This is a genomic window from Paenibacillus sp. 1-8, assembly GCF_056316205.1.
On record NZ_CM149995.1, the window covers coordinates 2,333,932 to 2,358,620 of the forward strand.

A 24,689-nucleotide genomic window follows, 5' to 3' on the forward strand; every position below is an offset into this window, starting at 1 on the left:
TGGTCTTTTCATTAAAAGATATCCTTCGTATCTGCTGGCAGAGCTTGTACGTGATGGAGATAGTGTGTAACACGTTGATCGTCCTGAGCCGGGTATTCATAACTATAATGATTCGCCACCTCCAGGGCTACTTCTCTGAATAAGTCACCCATCCTAAAAAGAGCCTGCCACATTTGTTCATAATCTGCATCCGCAAACGTTTGGACGTAGACAGTCCAATGTTCAGGCTCAAGGTGCTGCTCGAAATATTTTCCCTGCTTACCCGGATCTGCCGCGAAGTCTGTCCGTATACCAATATGCCATTCCAGCATCAAGTGAAGCATATCTCTTACAGGCCGATCCAACATAAATTTGGCATAAGGAAGCTCCCGTCGCCATAATCCTTTAGCCACATAGGTACTGACCCACCAGAACTCGTTACAGGAGTTTGCAAAGGTTTGGGCAGTTGGAGGTACTGTTATATAATCTTGAAGGCTTGGCGGTGGAAAAGGCTCTACAAGTCCGTCTTTATCCAGCAGCAGCACACTTAAGCTGTCTCGCTCCAAATTGGCGATATTATCCGCAGGATAGAGTGTAAGATCAATACGGTTGCCGTCCGTGAATAACATGAGGAAAGCAAAGCGATCACGGTAAGTCGGAACGGGTTCCATGTGTTCATCGGGCGTTTGCATGATAATCAATTCTCCAAAACTGTTGATCCAGCGACGATCCTGAACAAAGCTGCCTACAGAGGATGCGAGAAAGACGATGTCATAATCCTGAAATATATCCCGTGGAGCATGTGGATTGGCACGTGAACCATTCATAATCACGGCACGTACCCGTTCGTCCTCTTGGGCAAATTCGAGAATGGTATGAAGCATTTCATGTTCACTTCTCAAGGAAACAACCTCCTGCAGGTTCGTTTTTTATCTCGTAAAAAAGTTCTACCCTCACGTTAGCTCATGAATGAACGCTATTCAACTGTGTTGCCGTGAGGGAAGCGAGGTTTACCTTGCGGTGTTTTTGTAGTAATATAAATTAATCGTAATTATTACTATTAAAAGGGGGTAGCGTAATGCTGGAACAGCTTTATCGGCAAACCATTATGGATCATTACAAGCAACCGCGAAACTATGGCAAGCTTGCAGATGATGACGCTATCGTACTTCCGTATAAAAATCCGACGTGTGGAGATGTCATGATTTTATATATGTTGCTGCAAGACGACTGCATTCAGGATATCAAATTCGAAGGTTCAGGCTGCTCGATCAGTATGGCCTCCTGCTCCATGATGACCGAACTGGTCAAACGAAAGTCTGTAAGGGAGGTCAGTCAATTGCTGGAACAGTTTACCTCCATGATCAAGGAAGGCGCAGAGCCGGATGAGGATGTGCTGGAGGATGCCGTTTCCTTGTCGGGTGTTCACAAGCTCCGAGGACGTCATAACTGTGCCTTGATGGGCTGGCAGGCTTTGCAAAAATCGCTGGAGCAGCATCCTGTCACCTTGGAAAATCATAATTGAAGGAGTCATCAATGTGAGAGAAGATAGAGTAACCCCGGAACTGCCTTCCAAGGCAGAGCGCCATCGGCTGTTCGGCTCGGTGGACCCTATCCCGGGAGATAAACCCACCACGAAGGAATACATGTCCGATTTGCAAAATGAGAAACGCAACTATTTGTTCGATATCGAACAGGTGGGCATTGCCAGAGTAAAGCATCCCATTATCGTGGAGGCGGGGTTGCTCCCTTCGTCACAGGTAAGCATCGCAACCTTTAAGCTGACAACCTCGCTTTATCGTGAGACTAAAGGGATCAATATGAGCCGTCTGACAGAGCATTTGGAGGAATATCGGCAGCAGGGCGGAACGACGGATTTGGCACAGCTGGCCCGTTTTACGGAAGGTCTGGCTGTGCGGATGAATCAGGAACGGGCCGAGTTGGAGCTGTCGTTCCCCTGGTTCTACGAACGGCGCTCCCCTGTACTGGAAAAGACGGGACTGAACCATGCCGAGACGCTGATCCGAATCAGCTATGAGGCAGGACGGGGGAGTCGTACCGTGGTTGGCTTAACGGTGGCAGTAACCACCTTGTGTCCGTGCTCCAAGGAAATCAGCGAGTATAGTGCCCACAATCAGCGGGGCGTGGTAACTATGGAGGCGCATATAGATGAGCCGGACAAGCTGGAGCAGGATTGGAAGGTCATGCTGCTGGATGCAGCGGAATCCAATGCCAGCGCTCCGCTGCATCCGGTGCTCAAGCGCCCGGACGAGAAGGCAGTAACTGAAAAAGCGTACGAAAATCCGCGTTTTGTCGAAGATATGGTGCGGCTGATTGCTGCCGATCTGGTTGAGCTAGAGGCCGTTCGTGCCTTCACGGTGGAGTGCCGAAATGAAGAATCCATCCATTTGCATGATGCTATAGCGAAAATTTCATACACAAAACCGCACTCCTGATTCTGTCAGGAAGAAATGCAAAAGAACCACAGTGGAAATGGTCGAAATGACGATTTTTATTGTGGTTTTTTATTCTATTTTAGGAATTAAAAACAGTTTTTGTCCAAAACCCGGTCTTAAATGTCCATGGAATCAGGATATTTATTCCATATAATAAGGAGGTGAATTAATTGAAAATGATTATCAATATCAAAGGAGTGATCGAGTTGCCAAAAGCTACTACTGCTATCTCGCAAAACACCCGTTATCTGGAGAGTCAGGCTGCACGGGAATCCAATGCCAGATCCTACCCCCGCCGTATCCCTATTGCCATCGCCGAAGCAGAGGGCATCCATGTCAAGGATATGGATGGAAAAATCTATTACGACTGCCTGGCCGGGGCCGGAACTTTAGCGCTCGGTCATAATCATCCGGTGGTGATTGAAGCGATCAGGGAGCTGCTGGATCACAAACGTCCTCTGCATACGCTCGATTTGACCACTCCGGTGCAGGTGGCCTATGCCGGGTTGCAGCACGGTCATGGTTAAGCAGGCCGAGGTATGAAAATACGGGCTGTGTCCGAGCAATGGAAGGTCGTCATCACGGTGATGCTCGGCACCTTTACGGTTTTGCTGAATAACAGTTCGCTGAACCCGGCGATTCCGTCCTTCATTAAAGTATTTCATACGAACGCTGCTACGGCGAGCTGGCTCATCACTATTTTTCTAATCATGATGGGTATGACGATGCCTTTAACCGGATATCTGGCAGATCGTTTTGGGAAAAAGAAAGTATATCTGAGCGGACTTGCGCTCTTTGTCACAGGTTCCTTGCTCGGCTCGTTATCGTGGGGACTTACTGCTGTAATCCTCTGTCGGGGGCTGCAAGGGATGGCGGGTGGGCTGATGATTCCGTTGTCACTGGCGCTGATATTTGAAGCCTTTCCCAAGGAGGAACGCGGTAAGGTTACGGGAATTTGGGGGATTGCGATTATGGCGGCTCCGATGCTTGGGCCTACGGTGGGAGGAATTGTGCTGTCACTAAGTAGCTGGCAGGTGCTTTTCCTCATGAATGTGCCGACCGGACTGCTGGGATTGCTGCTGGGGATACGTTATTTAACAGCGGCACGTAGCAATCCATCGCGTACCTTTGACAGCAGCGGATTTATAACGGTTACGTTGGGGGTGGGGTTCATTCTGTTTGCGCTTGGTAGAACAACGACCGCTGCGGAGCTAATTGCCCCGCTGCATATTCTACTGTTCCTTGCAGGTGCGGCTTTGCTGGTTCTGTTTGTGCGAATGGAGCTGGTGAAGGAACAGCCATTGCTGAATGTGCACATTTTCAAAATACCGACCTACAGCTTGAGCGTCATCGTGGCGAGTGTACAGGCGATTGCAATGTTCGGCAGCATTTTTTTGGTTCCGATGCTTGTTCAAAATGTGTATGGCTATGACGCCATGATGACAGGACTTGTGTTTTTGCCCTCCGCTATATGTACAGGGTGGTTTGTCACGATAGCGGGCAAGCAATTAGATCACAAGGGGCCAAAAGGAATTATCAGAACGGGACTTATCATCACATGTGCTGCTACGGCTATGCTCGGTATGCTCCAGATGAATTCACCGCTGTGGATGATCTTCGTCCTCATGATGCTACGGGGAATTGGGCTGGGTCTGTCGAATATGCCTGCCACAACGGCCGGGTTGAATGCGATCCCCGATGAGCTGGTAGCCCAAGGCTCGGCAATGAATAATGTGATGCGCAGACTGACCTCTTCGCTTGGAATGGTTGTGATTTCGATTTATTTTGAAGTTCGCAAGACTCAGCTTCTGGTGGCGGGCTATTCGGTGGAAACGGGAACGCTGCAAGCGATCAGGGAAGGGTTTATCGGGATGAGTATATTGATTTTACTCACGATTCCCGCCGCTTTTTTCCTGAAGACGCCTGACTTCCTTCGTAAAAAAGGAGAGCGTCGTACATCCATTGATACCCCGGAAGCGAAAGCGTCTGCGGCTACACCCAAGGTTTCAACAGGAAGGGAGAGGAAGAATACATGCTGACACAATCAACGGAGATTTCCACTATCGCTGGAGAGCTGTCCGAAAGCAGGATCTGGGCGGAGCAAGCGACACTGCGGGCCCTGGTCAACAGCTATCTGCGGGAAACTCGACAATTTGACCCAAGGATCAAAGGGGAAGCACCGAAAATAAAGGTGATTTTACCCCGGTTCGGGCTGCACATCACGGGGACCCTGCACCATTTCTCTGCAACCGGACAACATGTGTATGGGAGTAATTGGTACGAGGTGGAAGAAGGAGGGACTCACAGGTCACTGGATATGGATGGAATTATACAAAGACTGCTGGACGAGATGAGCTATCACGCCAAGCCCGAGCAACGGGAAGCGGAGCAGCAAAAGATGAAGCAGCGTATTCGTAACAGCATGCACAAAATGACGCTCTTTATGGATCACCATACGAAGACCACAGGCGAGAGCAAGCCAAAGTCTTTCTCAAGTACAGAAGTCCACCTGACGTATGTGCGCTCAGAGCAGTCTTTGCTGATCGGACACCCTTTTCATCCTTTTCCAAAAAGCACGGAGGGTTTTGCCGATTATGAGCTTCCGTTATACAGTCCCGAGATGGGTGCGGCGTTTCCGTTGTATTATTTCGCGGTTCATGAGGATAACGTGCAGGAGGAATGGATTGGTGAAGAGTATCGCAGGGATGCCATTGACCCGTCTGTACTGCTCCATGCTCGGCGTCAATGGGGAGAGGAGCTGGCGCGGTATCGCATTTTGCCCATGCATCCATGGCAGGCCGAGCGGGTGTTGCGGCAATCTCACATTCAAAGTTTGATGCGTCAGCGGGTGTTGATTCCTTTGGGCGCGCTAGGCCCTGTCATTTATCCGACTTCTTCGATACGAACAGTATGGGATTTGAAAACCGGAAACGGCTATAAGCTGCCGCTGCATGTGCGGATTACCAATCTTGTGCGTGACAATACACAGGAGCAGGCTCGGCGTACTTTGGATGCTGCGAAGGTCATTCATGAGCTTTCAGCCGACTGGTCGTCCCATATCCAATCCGAGTCCTTCAAGGTGCTGACAGAAACGGGATACAGCCGCGTATGCTTCCAGCCGAATGAGGTAGTGAAACGGACGGAGATTCCTGAGTCTACTAAGGATGCAGGGCTTTCACAGGTCACCACGACTACTGCAAAGTATGACGCAGGACATGAGCATAGCGCGGCGGCAACAGAACGAGGAACAACGATGGTTCAAGAGCTGGAGCAGTTGTCTGACCAGTTTACGGTTCTTTATCGACCGATGGACCTGAACCCTGAATACACCTATGTAGTGGCTTCCTTGCTGGAGTCGTTGCCGGGTGAACAGGAGCCGCGGCTTATCGCAGTGATTCGGAACAATTACCCGAGTAAAAACGGAGAACGGCCTGACCTGTTAGCTTGGCTGGAGCGGTATCTTCACATATCCATGGTGCCTATGCTGCGCTTGCTTGCGGTGAAGGGTATCGCCTTCGAAGCCCATGTACAAAATTCGCTTTTATCCCTACAGGACGGATGGCCGGAATGCTACTATGTGCGGGATTTGGAGGGCGTAAGTATTGTGCGTGAACAGGCCGAGGAAGCCGGATGGGTGGGTTCACTGATTGCTGAGGACAGTCCCGTATTGTACGGCGCAGAAGAGCCATGGATGCGTACCCGTTATTATTTCTTTGTTAACCATTTGGGGGCATTGATTCATGCCCTTGCGGTTCATGAGCAGCACGGTGAGCAGGAGTATTGGAGGGTGGTACGCAAGGTATTGGAGCAATTACGGAAGCAAGATGCTGATTCTTGCCCCCGTCTAGTCGCCTATATCCAAGATTTATTGACCGCACCTACACTGCCTGCCAAAGCCAATTTTACAAGCTGCTTTCAGTCCAGAGGGGATACGCCGTCGTTTATCCCGATCCCTAATCCAATTCATTTTCGTGAGGTGACTTCATGTCTGTAACCAACATTTCGAATCATAACTTTTCCACAAGCAGCCTTTCTAAAGCTCCCGTCAGCCATGCTTCGACCACTCAACGCTTTATTCAGGCGCTCCGCTCGGATACCTTTATGGAGGTCGAGCAGCGTATTATCCGCCAACTGATTCAGGCATTGCTATATGAAGAAATTTTGCCTTATGACACCTACAGCGATTCCGTGGATAACAGCGATCAACATTTTATATTGTCCGGCAAGGACATTACAGGTCGCCCTGTCCAATACCGTTCTGTCGGAAAACAGATGAACAGCTTTGGGCGCATTCGGCTGGTACCTGTTCCAATCATACGAGTGGGGACAGACGGAAGCGAAAGGACAGCCATGCTGGCTGATTTTGCAAATGAAGTCCTCAGCGCCGCACAGCAGGGTGAACGACTCCAGCGCTTCATCGAGGAATTGGAGCAGACCTTGCTAAAGGATGTACAGGCGCAAAGCTCTTTCAACGCGCCATTTCTGGCGGATGACCAGCGTCGATATGATGAGCTGGAGGGCAATTTGGGGGACGGGCATCCCTACCATCCATGCTATAAATCCAGAATCGGCTTTACGCTGGCAGATAATGAGCTGTATGGTCCCGAGTTCAAGCAGCCGCTCCGTCCTGTTTGGCTGGCCATCGCCAAAAGCCATAGCCGGGCAGGGCAGTCGCAGGCGATTGAGTATGAAGCATTTATTCGCCAAGAGTTGGGAGAAAGCGAAGTTGCACGCTTCCAAGCCTTGTTAACCAGCTACGGTCAGCAACCGGAAGCCTATCGGCTCATGCCTGTCCACCCGTGGCAATGGCAGCAGGTCATTTTGCCCCGGTTTCATCAGGAGCTGGTGGATCAGCGGATCGTGTGGCTCGGTGAAGCGAGCGATGTGTATCAGGCGCAGCAGTCGATCCGCACATTGTCCAACCGGACGACACCGGAGCGTGCGTATGTGAAGCTGTCGCTGAGCATTACGAACACCTCGACCAGTCGGATCATGGCTGGACATACGGTGCTGAACGGAGCGCTTATCACGGACTGGCTGTATGGGTTGCTGGAACACGATGAATACGCCGCACAGCAGGGATTCTTTGTTTTGCGTGAGGTTTTGGGTATCACGTATGACTATGAGCAGCTGCCCGAATACCGTCAGGCGAAAACCTACGGCTCACTGGGGACGGTTTGGCGGGAAAGCATCCACGGGTATTTGCAGCCGGATGAGGATGCGATTCCTTTTAACGGACTATGTTATGTGCAAAAAAACGGGGTACCGCTTATTGATCCGTGGGTACAGCAATTCGGCGTAGAGGAATGGACCCGGCGTGTGCTGGAGGCCACGATATCGCCGATTATTCATATGCTGTATGCGCATGGAATCGGCATGGAATCCCACGGTCAGAATATCATTTTGATCCACCGGAACGGGCAAGCGACACGGGTGGCTCTTAAGGATTTTCATGATGGCGTCCGGTTTTCCGTGAAGCATCTGACAGAGCCGGAGAAATGCCCCGATCTTCATCCTGAGCCGCCAAGTCATGCCCGGATTAACCGCAATTCGTTTATTAAAACAAGTAACCCGGACGATGTACGTGACTTTTCCTACGATGCTTTTTTCTTTATTGCAGCCGCCGAGCTGGCGATGTTCCTGGCCGAACATTATCAGTTGGACGAGCAGCGCTTTTGGGAAATGTCCGCACAGGTCATTCATGATTATCAGCGCCAGCATCCTCAGCATGAGGAGCGATTCCGCCTGTTTGATCTGTTTGCCCCGACTGTACAGATTGAAGAATTGATGAAAAGACGTCTGCTTGGGGATGAGGACCTTCATTTCAAACCGGGGATTAACCCGCTGTATGCGTACCGGGAGCCGACATGCTGACTGTAAATCGGCTTCAGGAGAAGCTGCGGAAAGGACAGGAGGTCGTTGGCCTCATCGCTTCCATCCCGGCGGCACTTACAGTCGAAATGATCGGACATGCCGGATATGACTTTGTGATCATTGATATGGAGCATGTCATGGTCAATCCCGAGACGGTGGAGCATATGATCCGTGCTGCGGAAGCCGCACAAATCACGCCCTTGGTGCGTGTGCCCGAGGTCGATGCCAAGGAAATACTGCGCGTGCTGGATAGCGGAGCACAGGGGATCGTCGTTCCGCATGTGGAAAGCAGGGAGCAGATGAAGATGCTGGTTCAGGCTGCTAAATACAGCCCGGAGGGCAAGCGAAGCCTAAACAGCGGCAGACCTGCCGCATTTGGCAAAGGAAATCTGGTGGACTACATGCAGCGAGCCAATGAACAGATTATGCTGGTGCCCATGATTGAGAGCGAACTGGGTGTGGAACGCATCGCGGATATTTTAGCTGTACCGGGCATTGGCATGGTGCTGGAAGGAGCAGCGGATTTGTCCCAATCGTACGGGGTGCCGTGGCAGACCGATGCAATGATTGTACAGAAGGGGTTACAGCGGGTCTTTGAAGCCTCACGGGAAGCAGGTATTCCGTATTGCGCCATTCCGCGCAGGGACGGGGAATACAGCGTATGGATAGAAAAAGGGGTTCATGCCTTCGTACTGGGTGATGAGCGGGGAATTGCTTTTCGCGCCTTGCAAAAAAGAAGGTCTGACCTACGCTAGCACTCAACACAAAGGAGGAAGAAGATGAGTCAGCTTGTTACAGTATTATCTGGAGAGAAGATCGTTCCATATGTGGAAAAAATTATCCAGCAAACACGGGAGCAAGAGCAGCAGCCGGTATGCGCATATATATATGACCTGGGCGCACTGAGAGAACGGGCACAACGTTGTGTGAGCAGCTTGCCCGACGATTGCAGTTTGTTTTACGCAGTCAAAGCCAATCCCGATCCTCAATTGATCGCCAGCCTGCTTCCCATCGTAAAGGGCTTCGAAGCTGCATCTATTGGAGAAATTCGGACTATTCGCGAAGTGTCAGCCGACGTGCCGATTATTTTTGGAGGTCCAGGGAAAAAGGACGCCGAAATTGAGGAAGCATTAGAGCGAAAGGTGATGCTGATTCATGCCGAAAGTCTGCATGAGTTGCAGCGTATCGGCTGGATCGCGGAGCGCAGACAGCAGCGTGTATCTATTTTGCTGCGTATTAATTTGCGGCGTACCTTGCCAGAGGCGAGCATCACGATGTCCGGTCGGCCCACTCAGTTTGGTATCGACGAAATTCAGGTGCCAGAAGCGATCCGACTGGCCCAGAGTCTGTCGTATGTACAGTTGGAGGGCTTCCATATGCACTCTCTGTCCAACAATCTGGATGCCCGGCTGCATGCCCGAATGGTCGCTACGTATTTGCAGTGTGTGCAGGGCTGGATTCAGGAGCATGAGCTATCTATCCGCTACCTGAATGCGGGCGGCGGCTTCGGCATTTCGTATACCGATCTGGCGCGCAGGTTCGAATGGGATGATTTTATGGAGGAATTGCGTCAAGTGTGGGAGGAATACCGCATTCCCGGCATCCAGCTCATTTTTGAGTCCGGGCGCTATATGGTAGCGCACTGCGGGTATTATGCGGCAGAAGTGATCGACCTCAAAACGAATCATGACCAGCATTACGCCATTATTCGCGGGGGAACCCATCACTTTCGATTGCCGGTGTCATGGCAGCATAACCAGCCTTTTGAGGTGATTGCTGTTGACGAATGGCGTTATCCTTTTCCGCGCACAGAGCGGCGACAAACAGCAGTGACCATCGCGGGTGAGCTTTGTACCCCCAAGGATGTGTTGGCGCATGAAGTGTATGTGGAGCATTTGCGGATTGGGGATGTTCTGCTGTTCCACATTGCGGGAGCTTATAGCTGGACGATTTCCCATCATGATTTTCTCAGCCATCCACATCCACACTTTTACTATATGGATCGTGTAACGGGCGCGGAGGATATAGAGACGATAGAGACCACAGAGACTACAGAGACCACACTTTTGCAGAAGAAAAAGCAGGCTGAAAACCATGTCATGCAGGATCTTATCAATACCTTGCTGGCGGAAGGATTTTGGGAGCATGCCGATGTTGAACTGTTGTCTATTCCGCAATGGCAAAGCTACTATGCTGCTGCCCATCCCGAATTAGGCGAGCTATTTGCTTTTGCCGATCCTGAAGCTATTGCTGAGCCAAAGGGGGAAACCTCTCCAAACGGCCGTTCTATGAGCCTTTACCGCTGGTGGGTGGATCGGGAGCAGGAGCACAGTCTCGTTTTTCCTGTACAAGCTGCGGTGGTTCAACCCTATCGTTATCTGCGAGCAGGTGGAGTGTATGAAATTCGGCGGCTGTCAGAGGATGGTGGATTTGGTGCAGAATTTCTTCACCCCGTAACGCTGATGCAGCGTGTGATTGAGAGATGCCTGGATGAAGAATACCGCCAACAGGAGGGAGTGGGAAGGTTTGTCCAGTTGTTGGAGCAAACGGTTGAGCAGACTACATGGTCGCTGGATAGCGGACTGACGGATGAAAATATACTGGAAAAATCGCCCTCGGAGGCTTTTCAACGATTGGAGCAGTATTCTTCGTTGCGTGATCGTCCATTCCACCCCGCATCCAAGGCCAAAACGGGCTTGAACTATGAGGACTATCGCAAATATATCGCTGAATTTGGGCAAGACATCACGCTGAGCTGGGTAGCGCTCCGAAAGGATGCGGTGATGACCGGAGTGGGAATCGCACAAGGTCCTCATTTTACGGACACAGAAACAGAAACAGAAACAGTAGCAGCGACAGTCGCATCGGACACACAGCGCCCATTCGATGGGCAGCAGCCAGACGACCTTCTTCTGTCCAGCTCTGAGCGTGAGCTAGTAGAGCAAGAAATGCAGGAACGCGGGCTAGCTGCGGATTATATTGCAATCCCCGTGCATCCGTGGCAGCTCACATATATGCTCCCACAACATTTGCATGCCGAGCAGGCGGACAAAGTATGGATTCCACTGGAAGTGAAGGCTGGAGCTTTTCAGGCAACCTCATCTGTACGCTCTTTGTCTCCCAAGGATGGCGGACAGAATTATGTCAAGCTCCCGTTGGGCGTATTTTCGCTGGGGGCATCCCGCTATCTCCCTGCGGTGAAGCTGATCAACGGGGATCGTGGACAAGCCATGTTGCAGCAAGCCAAGACACGTGACCCGCAGCTTCAGGAACGCTTATTTTTATGCGATGAAGGCTCCTGGTGGGCCTATATGCCGGAAAATGGCAGCCTGTATGATGATCCACCCCGGCACCTGGCAGCGATGGCGCGTATTTATCCGCACGAATTGATCCATGATCCGGCCGTTCGTCTTATCCCCATGTCTGCGTTGGCCGCAGGCCAGCATCATTTTTTCCGGGAATGGGCCGCTGAGCGTGGATTTCCGGACACGGCAGAATCGGTAAAACAACTGTTCGGTGAAGTATGCTCGACATTTTTTGAAATCATGCTGCGCTTGTATCGGATCGGTCTCATGCCTGAAATCCATGGGCAAAACTGTGTGCTGGTTTGGAAAAACGGCAAGATCGAGCACATTTTGCTGCGTGACCATGACTCGGTGCGTCTGCATCTGCCCTGGCTGACAGAGCAGGGGATTGCCGATCCTGAATACCAAATCCGGCCTGGCTATTCCAACAGCCTATATAATGAAACACCGAAGAAATTGTTGTTCTACCTGCAAACCCTTGGTATTCAAGTCAACCTGTACGCCATTATAGATACTCTTTCCGATGTTCATGGTATAGACGAGTCCACTTTATGGTCCGTACTAAAGAATCAATTGGAAGAAGCGATTCACCACGTACCTTTCAAGGCTGCCGTTCGTCAGGAAATCGAGCATATTTTATTTGAAAAGCCGGACTGGCCGCTCAAGCTGCTGGTTAAACCTTTGCTGGAGCAGTCCGGCGTACCCGGCAGCATGCCATCTGGTCAAAGCCGTATACAGAACCCGTTTCATCATTTATAAGCTTTAGCGCAATTCCATTTTGCAAAATCCGACCTAGTCTATATATAATGAAATGAGTTCTCACATAAATGAGAATAATTCTCGATATATAGAAAGGCTGGGAGCAATGAATACTCAAGACCAATCTTTTACTTCATTTCTTTATAAACTGCAAGATATTCAGCATGTGTGTTCTGGTCGCTCTTCCTCCCGGCAAGAAACGTCTTTTCATACCTTATTATTGTTCAACGAAGGCGAAGGGGATATAGCGATTGATGGAATGACGTATCCTCTTTACCGTCAAAAGGGCTTTATGCTCGCCCCCGGCGCAGTCATGAAGCTCCATATGCTGTCCGGCGCTCCGGCGGATTATTACATCATCCGTTTTCTTGCATTACAGCCGTCCGGGGAGCCGGACCGTTACATACCCGCACCAGCGCTTGGACCGCATGAATGGATCATTTCCCACTTTCGCTTTGTGATGGATATGGTCGAAGAGATCAAGAGGAAGCATCATTGTAATAGCGTGTGGGACCAAATGAAGGCCAACATTGTATTTCAGGAAATGCTGATGTCCTTGTTTCAGCATACCAGCCGTGATCAGAAGCCCGATGTGCAGCAGGCGGTGACTCTGACCCTCCATAATATGGAACAGCACTATGCTTCGGATATTACGCGGGATAAGCTGGCAGAGCTGGCAGGAATGAGCCCTGATTATTATTCGCGTATGTTCAAAAAATTGATCGGCAAAAGCCCGATGGAATATTTGACGGACATTCGTATCAATCATGCGAAGCAGGCATTGGTGCTCACTCGTGATTCCTTTCGTTCTATTGCTCACGGTGCCGGATTTAGCGATGAGTTCTATTTTAGCCGCAAGTTTAAAGCCGCGACTGGACGCTCTCCCTCAGCTTATGTGAATACAATCCGGTATTCGGATAAAATCGCTTCGCTCAAGCATCTGTTAACCGGACATTTGGTTGCATTGGGCATTGAGCCGTATGCAGCGGTCATCAACAAGGCTTATCCTGTCACCGAAGGCTTTCGCAATACCATTTCGGTGGGTGAGGTACAGCCCGATCTGGAGAGGCTGATGTCAGCCCGACCGGATCTGATTTTAACCTGTGAGTTCAGAGATTTTGGGAAGTCGAAAAAAGAAAAAATGTACGAGCAGATTGCGCCCACCGTCACTGTACCCTTTTTCCAAAACTGGCGTACTCATTTTCAGTCAATCGCCCGGATCGTCGGCAAGGATACGGAAGCGGTGGAATGGCTGGAGCGATATGAAACGAAAGCGGAAACGATTTCCCGAAAGCTCAGGCAAAAGCTCGGCGGGGAGAGTGTGCTAATCGTGGGAGTGGGGAACCAGAAAATGTGTGTGTATGGACAGCGGAATGTGGGAACGGTGCTATACGGGGATTTAAAGCTGGCTATGCCTGCGGGAGTGGAGGCTATTGCCCATTACCGTGAGGTGACGGTGGACGATCTGGCTGAATATGATGCGGATCGCATCATACTGACGTGTTTCCGCCATTATGGAAATGCCTGTGAAGAACAAACGATTCAGCAAGAATGTCTGGCACTGTGGCGCTCTCCTGAATGGCAGAAACTAAAGGCGGTGCAACGCGGAGCAGTCCACCATATGTGCGATAGCCGACATCTGTATACATGCTATACTTCGTTGTCTCACGACCTGTTATTGGACAAAATGGTAACGTTGTTATTGTCTGATTCGTCCAAATAAAGGACGCTAACGTCCATGTTCATCATAGCCCCCCTCCCTATAATTAATAATGAGAATCAATATCATCATTGGCGATCTAAATAGGGGGAATAGAGAAATGTTTCGAGCATCAGGCAAGGGGAGTATATGGATTGCGCTCATGGTTGTATTGCTGCTTTTATCAGGCTGCGGAGCTGGAGGCGCGGGTAAGAGTGCGAATTCCGGTGGAGCGACTGGAACAGATAAAGGAACGACGGATACACAGGGGCCAGCTTCAACCGATTCGGTGCGTACCATTGAGCATGCGTTGGGGAAAACCGAGATTAAGGGGACACCCAAGCGGGTCGTAACGCTGTATAACGGAGCCAACGATGTTATGATCGCTTATGGTATAAAGCCTGTGGGGATTGTGGAGTCCCATGGAACGGAGCCCGTGTATGACTATTTAAAAAAGGATCTCGCAGGGATTCCCACGGTTGGGTTGGAAACACAGCCGAGCCTGGAGGAGATTTATAACCTGAAACCGGATGTCATCATTGCAACCCGATTCCGTAACGAGGCGACGTACCAGCAATTATCGGAAATTGCCCCTACTGTGGCCGTCAATGAAGTATATGAGTGGAAGGAAACCGTAAAACTGATCGGACAAGTGCTGAATCAGGAGGACAAAGGAACACAATTGCTGGCGGATTGGGATCGGCGTGTAGCGGATTTCAGGACGAAAATGGGTGACCGTCTGCCGATCAAGGCCTCCATTGTTAATTTCCGCGCGGACCATGCACGTATTTATTATATGGGCTATGCCGGGAAAATTCTGAAGGAGCTGGGCTTTACCCGCCCTCCTGCGCAAGAAGGAGACAAGTGGGGAATCAAAGTCAACAGCAAGGAAAGCATACCCGATATGAATGCAGATACATTGTTCGTATTTAACTCCGGTAAGGATCAGGCTGCGATTGAAAAAAATGTTGAAGCCTGGACCCATCATCCTCTATGGAAAAACCTTGATGCATACAAGAAAAATAGCATTTTTAAGGTCGACGAGGTGAACTGGAATTTGGCTGGAGGTTATCTGAGCGCGAATCGGATGCTGGATGATCTTTATAAAATTTATGATTTGAAATCATAAACCTACATGACAAAAAAACAACGGAAATATAGCAGAGGGGTGAGGGGTTATATTTCTCATCCTTCTTTTATGTTGTACCAGGCTGTTGGAAGAGTGAGGCTATGCAATGATGCTAACGACAAATTTAAGAAAATGGATTGGACTTGGTGTATGCCTGATTTTGTTGACAGGAGCTTTATCTCTTGGCCTACTGATGGGTAGAACGCTAATTAATCCAAATTTTATGATTTCTTCCTTATTTCATTATGATGCTCAAAATGTAGAGCATGTGCTGATACATACCGAACGTTTGCCGCGCACGGTCATTGCTGCTGTTGTAGGCGCGAGCTTGGCGATGGCAGGGGCTTTCATGCAGGCACTTACCCGCAACCCGTTGGCTTCGCCCAGTACGTTCGGTATCAATGCGGGTGCTTTGTTCTTCGTCTCCATAGCTTCCGTCGCGTTTTCGGTCGAGTCCATGATGTCTCTGATGGGCTTTGCCTTGATCGGCGCAGGACTGGCGGCTGTTCTGGTGTACGTCATCGGATCATTAGGCAGGGATGGTTTGACGCCAGTCAAGATTGTATTGTCCGGCTCTGCCATTCACGCTTTGTTTATGTCGATGATCCAAATTATTTTGGTGATGAATGAAACGGGGATGCAAAATGTGTTGTTCTGGATGGCAGGCTCTGTCAGCGGACGTTCGCTGGAGATGCTACATCCTTTATTTCCTTTTATGCTAGTGGCTGGGATCTCGGCGATGTTTATGGGTAGAGCGGTGAATCTGCTCGTGACCGGGGAAGATGTAGCGAAGGGCTTGGGGCAAAATATCTTATGGGTAAAATGCGTGATGGGCCTGATTATTGTGGTGCTGGCTGGATGCGCTGTTGCTATTGCGGGGGCGATTGGCTTTGTCGGTCTGATCATTCCGCATGTGGCGCGTGCTTTGGTTGGTGCGGATTACCGCTGGATTACCCCTTTTTCGGCGGTACTGGGTGCTTTGCTATTGGTGTCGGCGGATACCGCAGCCAGAGTGCTGATTTCGCCGCAGGAAATTCCGATTGGCGTCATTACAGCTTTGATCGGGGTTCCCTTTTTCGTCTACATTGCCCGTAAAGGGGTGGCGTGGAAATGAAGCGTGTGAATTTGAAGCATGGGACTGGCAGAGACGGCATGAGTACGAAGCATTATGTGACGCTGCGCAGCAGGAGCGGCAGGTGTCATATCCAACTGGAAAAGAAAGCACTATGGATGATGTGTGGACTGGCCTTGGCGCTACTGATCATTGGCGTGATTAGTGTAGGCTGGGGAGATACGTATGTGCACCCTTGGGAAGTGCTTCGAGCGATATGGGGGCGTGGCTCAGGCGATTATGATTTTATTTTGTACAGGCTGCGGTTTCCGCGAGCGCTTACGGGCATGCTGGTTGGTGCGGCTCTGGGCATCGCGGGAGCGGTGCTTCAGGGCATTATCCGCAATCCGTTGGCATCCCCGGATATCCTCGGGATTACAGGCGGAGCATCCGTAGCGGCAGTTACGTTCATTGCTTACGGGGGAGCTGTTTTGAGCATTCAATGGCTGCCTGTGGCGGCTGTCGCTGGAGCGTTGGTCGTATCGCTGCTTGTGTATATATTGTCCTGGAAGGACGGAGTAACCCCAATCCGACTGGTGCTGGTGGGGATTGGTTTGGCTTCTGCCATGAGCTCGATCACCACGCTTATGCTGGTCATGAGCTCGTCCTTTACAGCCGGCAAGGCTTATATTTGGCTGACAGGCAGCGTGTATGGAGCATCGTGGAATAACGTATATACCATGCTGATCGCTATTGTGATCTGCACACCTTTGGTGCTCTATTTTTCACGCAGCCTCAACACACAGGAGTTGGGGGATGATGTGGCTACCGGCTTGGGAGTGGAGGTGCAGCGGCATCGTGTGATGTTGCTGCTGCTCAGTGTGATTCTTGCTGGAACTGCAGTAGCAGTTGCGGGAGCGATTGGTTTTGTGGGTTTAATCGCGCCGCATATTGCGCGCAGATTAGTAGGCCGCTCTATGGGGAGCCTGACACTGGTGTCAGCACTGGTAGGGGGATTGCTGGTGTATCTCGCCGACTTGCTGGCCCGTACGGCTTTTTATCCGATTGATATTCCCGCAGGCATTTTTACAGCAGGGGTGGGTGCACCGTTTTTCCTGTATTTGCTGCTCCAGCGCCGAAATCGGCATTAAAGCCAGAGTTGGAATGTTTACATGATTGAAATAGATGACATCACAATATGGGAGGGAAGCTGCATGGGTTTAGAGGTGAAGGACCTGATGATTAACTACGGGACAGACCCGGTCATTCAAGAGCTAGACCTGCAAATTCCGGAGGGAAAGATTACGGTGCTGGTAGGCAGCAATGGCTGTGGAAAATCGACGATTTTGCGTGCCATGGCCCGGCTATTGAAGCCTGCGGCGGGAGCGGTGCTGCTGGATGGTCAGGCTATTGCCCAGTTACCCTCCAAGCAAATTGCCAAAAGGCTATCCATTTTGCCGCAGGGACCGTCAGCGCCGGAAGGACTGACAGTGTATCAGTTGGTCAAGCAGGGCAGATATCCACATCAGAGCTGGCTGAAGCAGTGGTCGGCAGAGGATGAAGCACAGGTACAAAACGCGCTGCAAGCGACGCAATTGGAGGCTTTTGCGGATCGTCCGGTAGATTCCTTATCTGGCGGGCAGCGCCAGCGTGCGTGGATTTCCATGACTTTGGCGCAGGGGACGGATATGATCTTACTGGATGAGCCGACGACCTATTTGGACATGACGCATCAAATTGAGATTTTGGACCTTCTGTTTGATCTGAATGAACGAGAAGGGAGGACCATTGTCATGGTGCTGCATGATCTGAATCTGGCTTGTCGCTATGCGCACCATATGGTTGCGGTATACGATAAGCGCATTTACGCGCAGGGAAAGCCGGAAGAAATCATGACCGCAGAGACGGTGGAGAAGGTATTCCAACTGCGCTGCCAAGTCATTCCTGATCCTTTGTACGGAACACCGATGTTTATTCCTCATGGAAAGGGGAGGAAAATGGATGCCGTACGCCAAAGGGTCTTCGTTTGATGAAGGAAAAGGGCAGCTATTGCCCTACCTGTCCGAAGATACATTGTACGAGCTAAGTGTGGGCTACGATGTTTGGGTTACAGTAAACTGAATATTTGCCTAAGCGCCATTCTGCCTGCTTTGATTCCTAGATGTATAGTGTGAGTTTTGGTTAGATCACGAAAGGAGCTGGTTTGTATGTTTCGGATTCAACCTCGGGTTCAGGGTGTGACGAAGGAACTGCTGGAGCTTTATCAGCATGTTAGTGCTTCTACCCTTGGGCATTTCACGGATTTTGGATGTATGCAGGGGGCGCTGCCGTTGTTTCGTCCCATTCGTTTGTTGGGAAATGCAGTTACAGTGAGGCTTCCCCATCTGGACTCCGCCGCTGTTCGTCATGCACTGGAATTGGCACAAGCGGGTGATGTGCTGGTTGTCGATATGTCCGGTGACGACGCCAGAGCCTGTTGGGGAGAATTTAGAGCCTATGTAGCGATGAAAAAACAACTGGCTGGAGTGATTGTTTCCGGTTGTGTCACAGATGTTGGTGTCTTGAACCAGCTGCAATTTCCCGTCTTTTCCAAAGGGGTTAGTGCCTTGACTACACGTACACTGGAACTGGAGGGAGAGGTGAATACGCCGATTAGCCTGTTTGGGGTCAGCGTACATCCGGGTGATCTCATTTTGGGTGATGACGATGGCGTATTTGTAGTGAAGCCGGAGGAAGCATGGGAACTGGGGGAAAAAGCTTTGGAAAAACAGCGCAAGGAGGAGCTTACGCGCCAGCAATTCGGATACGATCAGCTTTTGAATGCCCGGCTGGAAAGGTAGACATTACACGCGCGTCAGGTGTCCGGTATAGTGTGGATAAAGATTTTGCCATCCTTGGCGCCGCATCCTGCTTTTTTACCTGTCAGATCCATTTGGATACCCTGATCCTGAGTACGTACAATCCGCACAAGCTCCTTTTTAGGAGCATTTTTTTACATGCAACGCATTGATGCAGGGGGACTTTTTTTTGTTTTATTGTCAATTTTATCGCATGACATCTGGGAGAGCTACCCCAATTGGGGGCGGCATTTAGTTTTAACGCTAATTATCTGGGGAATTTGCTTAAAGAGCAGACAGGCAAAACCTTTCGGGAGCTTGTCCAAACCCAACGTATGCTGCATGCGGAGACGCTACTTCGCCATACAAACCACAGCATCAGCGAAATAGCGTCCGAGGTGGGGTATGAAAGCCTGGGCTTTTTTTATCGGAAGTTTAAGGAGTACTCAGGCTATACGCCAAGTCAATATCGCGAGTGTCAGAGGCGGGTGGGTGAGGTTTGACATTGACGACAAGACTCGATTTATTATTTAAATAGCTTACGAATGGGCTCTATGTCATATTCATTGGTGATTTTATAAGAATTAAGCCGATTTTTGGTTTTTGTACCATCATATATTTCAATATAATTTTGGTCGTATAGCGTTATGCCAAATGAATCTTCTTTGTTTTCATGGTTTACGAAGATGGTGATCATATATGTGGCAGTAAGACCTTTATCTAATACACTGGATTTTCTGAATTTCATTTGGGTGAAGCTGTTCATGATGTTTTGAATTTCATGCTTATCTCTTACAATTTTGTCTGTATAATCTGGTGACCTGCTAATGAAAATAGAAGTGATCCTGGATGTATTCATATGATCCATGACGACATCTTTAAATGAGGTATCCAGTTTTACAATATAAATGATTCCAATAATAGCTGCGATCAGAAGGATTGCAGACTTAAAAATATAGTTATTACGTTTTGTCATAAACTTACTCCTTCACAGTTTAAAGGTTCAAGGCTTTATGGCTTGGTACCTACCGAAAGCATATGCGGACTCATGCCGATAATGGATTTCTGTTCTTCAACCTGTCGTGCTATAGCCAACAAACGGCTGCGATGGGCAGGGAACGTCCACTTCTCTTCAAAGCCTGGCGCTGGTCCAACCGGGTCCTTCCACTCCACGTGGCTCCGGCAATCCAGCCGTCTGCCAGTCTGCACGCATGGCGTCTGGTGTATGAAAGTAGGAGCGTGCGATAAAAGAGGGATAAATCACAGGGCGCACATGCTGGCCATCCGTCAGATCTTGTCTGACCCTATCCATGAACGCGTCTTCTTCCACAATGGTATTGTGTTCGCCATACACAGATAATCCCCACAGCAGTGAGCCAAACCTGGATATAGCTGAAGTAATCAGCGTTCCCCCCTTCTTTAAGACACGTGCCGCTTCTTGCAGTGCTTTTACTCGCTCTTGCTGCACCGCCATCATAATAAGCCAGAATTTCATGCTCATCTTTTTTTAGACATAGTACACCTCACTCAATGATATGGAATAATATAACACTAGCACTAGCATCATGAATACGTCTACCGTGTTTCAAATAGGGACACAATCGGGGGCATCGGGGTAGAGGGAGTGTGGGGCTGTAAAACTATGCACTCTATTAATGAAAGGAAAAAAGCTGTCCCTCAGTAGCAAAAACTACCTTGGGGAACAGCTCTCATTTAAAAGATTTTTGTTAGCAAGGAGTAGTCTCTTTTTGGGCTAGTACAGGCACTGCAAAGCGATCCACCTATGTTGTGGATACCCCCTCTACCATTATAAAGTAGCAGTCTCCAGCATACCTTCGAGATCTTTTTGGGTAAGATGGTAATGCTCGTTGCAAAAATGGCAATGTATTTCGGCCTGTCCATCGGTATGGATCATATCTGCTATTTCCTCACTACCTAAGCTGATAATGGCATTCGAAACTCGTTCCTCTGAGCAGGGGCAATGGAATTGCACAGGCATGGTTTCCAATACTTTAATATTGTCTTCTCCCAAAATCTGTCCAAGTATCTGCTCCGGCGTCAGTCCTTGCATGACCATAGAGGAAATACTCGGAATGGCCTCAAGGCGTCTCTCAATAAAACTGATTACCTCTTCCTGCGTACCCGGCATTAGCTGAATAATAAATCCGCCAGCCGCCTGAATGGAGTTGTCAGGATTGACAATCACCCCGGCTCCAACAGAAGAAGGAATTTGTTCGGATTGGACCAGATATGAGGTGAAGTCCTCACCCAGCTCACCTGATATAAGGGGGACTTGTCCAACAAAAGGCTGCTTTAATCCGATATCCTTGGATACAATCAGCGCTCCATCTGTTCCAACTGCTCTGGCGACATCTAACTTCCCTATATGATTAAGGTCGAAATGGGTTTGCGGATTTTTTACATAACCTCTAACTTCTCCTTTGGCATTGGTATCGACAAGAATAGTGCCGATAGGGCCGCCGCCGTTAATCCTGATCGTCAGTTTATCCTCATCTTTAAGCATGGCCCCGAGCATAACGCCGACTGTCATGGAGCGTCCCAATGCAGCCGATGCTGTTGGCCAGGTATGATGACGCCGTTGTGCTTCACTTACCGTCTCCGTTGTTCTGACGGCGTAAGCCCGGACCTGGTTGTTGTAGGCAAGAGCTTTTACTAAATAATCGTTCATGATCATGATCCTTTCTGCTATTTCAAATTCTTTACAAAACCATTTTTTCCTGAATCCAGTTCTCCAAAGAAGTGATTTTGGAAGCATAACCTGCTTTATAAAAGTCAGCGGATAATGATGCGATGGTTACCCTTTTCAGAACTGCCTTCCAGGACATTTCCGCCTCTTCCATCAAATTTGTCAGCAGGCAGCACTGATCTTCATCCTTTAATTCAAGCATATCGTTGTAAATACCGCTGGAAGAATAGAGTGTCTGTTGTCCTTCGATCGCAAGATAAATATCAAATACCCGAATATCCTCAGGTTTTTTCTTTAATTTAAACCCGCCTTTGACTCCGGGTACAGAAGTAATCAAATCGGAGCTGACCAATTTTCGTAACAGCTTATGAAAATAAGTGGGCGAAGCACCTAATTGCTGACTGATGGCTTCTCCTGGTAAAACCGCTTTGTCTGGCAGCATCGTGAGTAGAAGAAGGGCGTAGACAGATTGTTCGACGCCTGTTTTCATATGCATCAGCATCACCTCTTTACATTCAAAATCTATAATCAGGCTAATGTGGATAATGATTATCCATTTAAGTGTATGATAGAGGTGATTTTCGTAAAAGTAAACTATTTCTCAAAAAAAAATAAAAATTTAATTCATTTGCAATTCATAACTAGACACATTATTATATTTGACATATCAATTGATAAGTCAAATAATTAAGGTGGTGAGGGGAATCGGGAACAATGCTCCGACAGGGAGCATTGTTCCCGATTACATGTGATGGTGAAGGAAATGGGACAGGCGTTTACTTCATCAGTGATATAGCATTTCACTAGCGATACAATTACAGGGAGGTTTATTGAAAAATGACTATTCAGAACGTTAAACTATCTATATTAGACCTTGCACCCGTCATTGAAGGCGGCACTCCTGCCGATTCCTTCCGCGATACCGTTGCTCTTGCCCAGCATGCCGAGCAATGGGGATATCATCGGTACTGGCTGGCGGAGCATCATAACATGCAGGCGGTTGCCAGCGCAGCTACTTCACTGGTTATCGGGCACGTAGCTGCACATACGAACAGGATTAGGGTAGGTTCGGGCGGCATCATGCTGGCTAATCATGCTCCGCTCATGGTTGCAGAGCAGTTCGGAACGTTAGAGTCGCTGTATCCGGGACGGATTGATCTGGGACTTGGTCGGGCTCCGGGCACGGATCAGCCTGCCATGAGGGCGTTACGGCGAGGGTTGCACAGCACTGGAGAAGACTTCCCGGAACAATTAAATGAGCTGCGTTCCTATCTGAATCCAGCGCTGAATGGGGGAGTGCCGGGTGTGAGGGCGGTTCCTGGAGAAGGGCTGGATATACCGATCTGGCTGCTGGGATCAAGCGGATTCAGCGCACAGCTGGCAGGTCAGCTTGGGTTGCCGTTTGCGTTTGCGAGCCACTTTGCCCCGGCTCATTTGTTACAGGCTCTGGAGCTGTATCATCGCAATTTCCGCCCATCGAAGGCACTGGATAAGCCGTATGTGATGATCGGTGTCAATGTGGTTGTTGCAGATTCTGATGAGGAAGCACAGTGGCTTTTCACTTCACAAGAACAACAATTCCTCAATTTGATACGTGGGAAGAGCGGGAAACTAAAGCCACCAGTAGATGACATGGAGAAGCTCTGGAGTGAGCAGGAGAGGGAGGCAGTTCGCGGTAATATGCTAGGGTATTCTGCAGTCGGTAGCCCTGACACGGTTAAGCAAAAACTTGATTTTATAATGAACCAGACGAGAGCCAATGAGCTAATTACAACATCCCATATATATGATCATCAAGCGCGCCTGCGGTCGTATGAGCTGCTTGCCGAAGTGATGCGAACAGACGAGTAGTTAGTCAAATAGTAAGGCCGTGCCGAAAAAGGTTCTCACAACCCGATTCTGGCACGGCCTTATTATATTTTAAAGCTTATACTTACGAATTAAATAGGTTGGGGTGCAGCTCCACGCGTGACAGTAGCTGTTGAATCAAATAACTGCCGTAGGGTGAAAAGGCTTTATTATAGGGATCGTACAATTCCCAGAACCTATCCGCTCCATCCCGTAGCATACCTCCCCATTTGAGGTGTTTTCCAGTATGCTGTACGCAGAGACGCTACTTCGCCATACAAACCAGAATATTAGCGAACTAGCATACGAGGTGGGATACGAAAGTCTGGGCTTTTTTTATCGGAAATTTAAGGAGTATTCAGGGTATACGCCCAGTCAATATCGTGAGTGTCAGGGGCGAACGGGGGAGGTTTGACACTCAAGACGACATTTTCAAAGGAGGTAAAATGATTCCCATAATAGCTACAATATGATTTATCATCTCTTACATACTCGCTTAACGAAAAGCTCGTCTTCCACGACTTGAACTCTACAAATATAAATTGAATATATTATCAAGCAAGTCGATCCATAAGCTTTGAGTGTGAAAGGGGAAGAACACGTGATAATACATGTATATGCTTTATGCTGGAATGAAGAAAAAATGCTCCCGTTTTTTTAAAGCACTATGATAATATAGCGGATCAATACTATATTTTCGATAATGACTCAACTGATAATTCTGTATCCATGTTAAGGGAAAATCCCAAAGTTGTTATAGATAGATTCGAAATAGAAGGTAATTCTCTCGTGAAATCAGCACAAGATAAATTCAATCAATTTTGGAAAGGAAGCAGAGGAAAGGCAGACTGGGTTATTGTCTGTGACGCAGATGAACATTTCTATCACCCTAACCATTACATGAAACGGTAAGGAATGGTGTAAGAAGTCAAACCTACGATAAGCCTCAAATATTTAATCCAAATGCGATTCAAGAAATAAATTTTAGTCCTGGCAGGCATACTGCTTCACCTACAGGGGACGTCATAAAGCCATCCAATAATGA

Annotated in this window: 23 protein-coding genes and 2 pseudogenes; 18 read left to right on the forward strand and 7 right to left on the reverse strand. The window is 49.1% G+C overall.

Annotated features, from left to right (window positions below; genetic code table 11):
• Window positions 1–11 precede the first annotated feature (11 nt).
• Window positions 12–881: an aminoglycoside 6-adenylyltransferase gene (locus AC0WRU_RS10930; protein ID WP_476128286.1), complete on the reverse strand. Its 870-nt coding sequence runs from the start codon at window positions 879–881 to the stop codon at window positions 12–14.
• Window positions 882–1,057: 176 nt separating this feature from the next.
• Between AC0WRU_RS10930 and sufU the strand changes: the two genes are divergently transcribed.
• The 14 genes and pseudogenes from sufU to AC0WRU_RS11000 all read left to right on the forward strand — a co-directional run bounded on the left by sufU (window position 1,058) and on the right by AC0WRU_RS11000 (window position 19,092).
• Window positions 1,058–1,504, forward strand: coding sequence for a Fe-S cluster assembly sulfur transfer protein SufU (sufU, locus tag AC0WRU_RS10935; RefSeq protein WP_476128287.1), 447 nt, complete (start codon window positions 1,058–1,060; stop codon window positions 1,502–1,504).
• A 13-nt stretch (window positions 1,505–1,517) separates the two neighbouring features.
• Window positions 1,518–2,435 carry a GTP cyclohydrolase FolE2 gene (gene folE2 / locus AC0WRU_RS10940; RefSeq protein WP_025683606.1) on the forward strand — a complete coding sequence of 306 codons (918 nt, stop codon included), beginning with the start codon at window positions 1,518–1,520 and terminating at the stop codon, window positions 2,433–2,435.
• Between the two features lie 176 nt (window positions 2,436–2,611).
• A pseudogene (locus AC0WRU_RS10945) lies at window positions 2,612–2,926 on the forward strand (aminotransferase class III-fold pyridoxal phosphate-dependent enzyme); the annotation flags it as partial.
• A 48-nt stretch (window positions 2,927–2,974) separates the two neighbouring features.
• A complete protein-coding gene (locus AC0WRU_RS10950; protein ID WP_476128288.1) occupies window positions 2,975–4,474 on the forward strand; it encodes an MDR family MFS transporter in 1,500 nt (499 codons plus the stop codon).
• On the forward strand, window positions 4,468–6,429 hold the full coding sequence (locus tag AC0WRU_RS10955; RefSeq protein WP_476128289.1) for an IucA/IucC family protein: 1,962 nt from the start codon (window positions 4,468–4,470) through the stop codon (window positions 6,427–6,429). The genes AC0WRU_RS10950 and AC0WRU_RS10955 overlap by 7 nt, the downstream gene beginning before the upstream one ends.
• Window positions 6,420–8,309 carry an IucA/IucC family protein gene (locus AC0WRU_RS10960; RefSeq protein ID WP_476128290.1) on the forward strand — a complete coding sequence of 630 codons (1,890 nt, stop codon included), beginning with the start codon at window positions 6,420–6,422 and terminating at the stop codon, window positions 8,307–8,309. The genes AC0WRU_RS10955 and AC0WRU_RS10960 overlap by 10 nt, the downstream gene beginning before the upstream one ends.
• A complete protein-coding gene (locus AC0WRU_RS10965) occupies window positions 8,303–9,064 on the forward strand; it encodes an HpcH/HpaI aldolase family protein (RefSeq protein WP_476128291.1) in 762 nt (253 codons plus the stop codon). The genes AC0WRU_RS10960 and AC0WRU_RS10965 overlap by 7 nt, the downstream gene beginning before the upstream one ends.
• 24 nt (window positions 9,065–9,088) lie before the next feature.
• Window positions 9,089–12,373, forward strand: a complete 3,285-nt coding sequence (locus AC0WRU_RS10970; RefSeq protein WP_476128292.1) for an IucA/IucC family protein — start codon at window positions 9,089–9,091, stop codon at window positions 12,371–12,373.
• A 106-nt stretch (window positions 12,374–12,479) separates the two neighbouring features.
• Entirely contained in the window at window positions 12,480–14,096 is a 1,617-nt protein-coding gene (locus AC0WRU_RS10975) for a helix-turn-helix domain-containing protein (protein WP_476128293.1), read from the forward strand.
• A 97-nt stretch (window positions 14,097–14,193) separates the two neighbouring features.
• On the forward strand, window positions 14,194–15,201 hold the full coding sequence (locus tag AC0WRU_RS10980) for an ABC transporter substrate-binding protein (protein ID WP_025683599.1): 1,008 nt from the start codon (window positions 14,194–14,196) through the stop codon (window positions 15,199–15,201).
• A gap of 109 nt (window positions 15,202–15,310) precedes the next feature.
• The gene (locus AC0WRU_RS10985; protein WP_476128617.1) at window positions 15,311–16,315 is read left to right on the forward strand and encodes a FecCD family ABC transporter permease; all 1,005 of its coding nucleotides are present in this window, start codon (window positions 15,311–15,313) and stop codon (window positions 16,313–16,315) included.
• Entirely contained in the window at window positions 16,312–17,403 is a 1,092-nt protein-coding gene (locus AC0WRU_RS10990; protein WP_476128294.1) for a FecCD family ABC transporter permease, read from the forward strand. Before AC0WRU_RS10985 ends, AC0WRU_RS10990 begins: the two co-directional genes overlap by 4 nt.
• A 63-nt stretch (window positions 17,404–17,466) precedes the next feature.
• Complete coding sequence (locus AC0WRU_RS10995) at window positions 17,467–18,282, forward strand: ABC transporter ATP-binding protein (RefSeq protein ID WP_476128295.1); 816 nt, start codon at window positions 17,467–17,469, stop codon at window positions 18,280–18,282.
• 177 nt (window positions 18,283–18,459) lie between these two features.
• Window positions 18,460–19,092, forward strand: a complete 633-nt coding sequence (locus AC0WRU_RS11000; protein WP_476128296.1) for an RraA family protein — start codon at window positions 18,460–18,462, stop codon at window positions 19,090–19,092.
• 56 nt (window positions 19,093–19,148) lie between these two features.
• Here AC0WRU_RS11000 and AC0WRU_RS11005 read toward each other — a convergent pair.
• Window positions 19,149–19,288 (reverse strand): annotated as a pseudogene (locus AC0WRU_RS11005) (YlxR family protein); the annotation flags it as partial.
• 40 nt (window positions 19,289–19,328) lie between these two features.
• Between AC0WRU_RS11005 and AC0WRU_RS11010 the strand changes: the two are divergent.
• Window positions 19,329–19,592, forward strand: coding sequence for a helix-turn-helix transcriptional regulator (locus tag AC0WRU_RS11010; protein ID WP_476128297.1), 264 nt, complete (start codon window positions 19,329–19,331; stop codon window positions 19,590–19,592).
• A gap of 23 nt (window positions 19,593–19,615) precedes the next feature.
• Here AC0WRU_RS11010 and AC0WRU_RS11015 read toward each other — a convergent pair whose 3' ends face one another.
• The 5 genes from AC0WRU_RS11015 to AC0WRU_RS11035 all read right to left on the reverse strand — a co-directional run bounded on the left by AC0WRU_RS11015 (window position 19,616) and on the right by AC0WRU_RS11035 (window position 22,292).
• Window positions 19,616–20,065 (reverse strand): hypothetical protein, encoded by a 450-nt coding sequence (locus AC0WRU_RS11015; RefSeq protein WP_476128298.1) that lies wholly within the window; start codon window positions 20,063–20,065, stop codon window positions 19,616–19,618.
• Window positions 20,066–20,100: 35 nt separating this feature from the next.
• Window positions 20,101–20,262, reverse strand: coding sequence for a hypothetical protein (locus AC0WRU_RS11020; RefSeq protein WP_476128299.1), 162 nt, complete (start codon window positions 20,260–20,262; stop codon window positions 20,101–20,103).
• Window positions 20,222–20,584, reverse strand: a complete 363-nt coding sequence (locus AC0WRU_RS11025; RefSeq protein WP_476128300.1) for a hypothetical protein — start codon at window positions 20,582–20,584, stop codon at window positions 20,222–20,224. The genes AC0WRU_RS11020 and AC0WRU_RS11025 overlap by 41 nt, the downstream gene beginning before the upstream one ends.
• A 312-nt stretch (window positions 20,585–20,896) precedes the next feature.
• Window positions 20,897–21,778, reverse strand: coding sequence for an Hsp33 family molecular chaperone HslO (hslO, locus tag AC0WRU_RS11030; protein ID WP_476128301.1), 882 nt, complete (start codon window positions 21,776–21,778; stop codon window positions 20,897–20,899).
• Window positions 21,779–21,809: 31 nt separating this feature from the next.
• Complete coding sequence (locus AC0WRU_RS11035) at window positions 21,810–22,292, reverse strand: Rrf2 family transcriptional regulator (protein WP_025683592.1); 483 nt, start codon at window positions 22,290–22,292, stop codon at window positions 21,810–21,812.
• Window positions 22,293–22,633: 341 nt separating this feature from the next.
• Here AC0WRU_RS11035 and AC0WRU_RS11040 point away from each other — a divergent pair, with 341 nt between their 5' ends.
• The 3 genes from AC0WRU_RS11040 to AC0WRU_RS11050 all read left to right on the forward strand — a co-directional run bounded on the left by AC0WRU_RS11040 (window position 22,634) and on the right by AC0WRU_RS11050 (window position 24,556).
• Window positions 22,634–23,647 carry an LLM class flavin-dependent oxidoreductase gene (locus AC0WRU_RS11040; protein ID WP_476128302.1) on the forward strand — a complete coding sequence of 338 codons (1,014 nt, stop codon included), beginning with the start codon at window positions 22,634–22,636 and terminating at the stop codon, window positions 23,645–23,647.
• Window positions 23,648–23,891: 244 nt separating this feature from the next.
• Window positions 23,892–24,059, forward strand: a complete 168-nt coding sequence (locus AC0WRU_RS11045; protein ID WP_081750716.1) for a helix-turn-helix domain-containing protein — start codon at window positions 23,892–23,894, stop codon at window positions 24,057–24,059.
• 278 nt (window positions 24,060–24,337) lie between these two features.
• A complete protein-coding gene (locus AC0WRU_RS11050; protein ID WP_476128618.1) occupies window positions 24,338–24,556 on the forward strand; it encodes a glycosyltransferase family 2 protein in 219 nt (72 codons plus the stop codon).
• The last annotated feature ends 133 nt before the right edge of the window (window positions 24,557–24,689 follow it).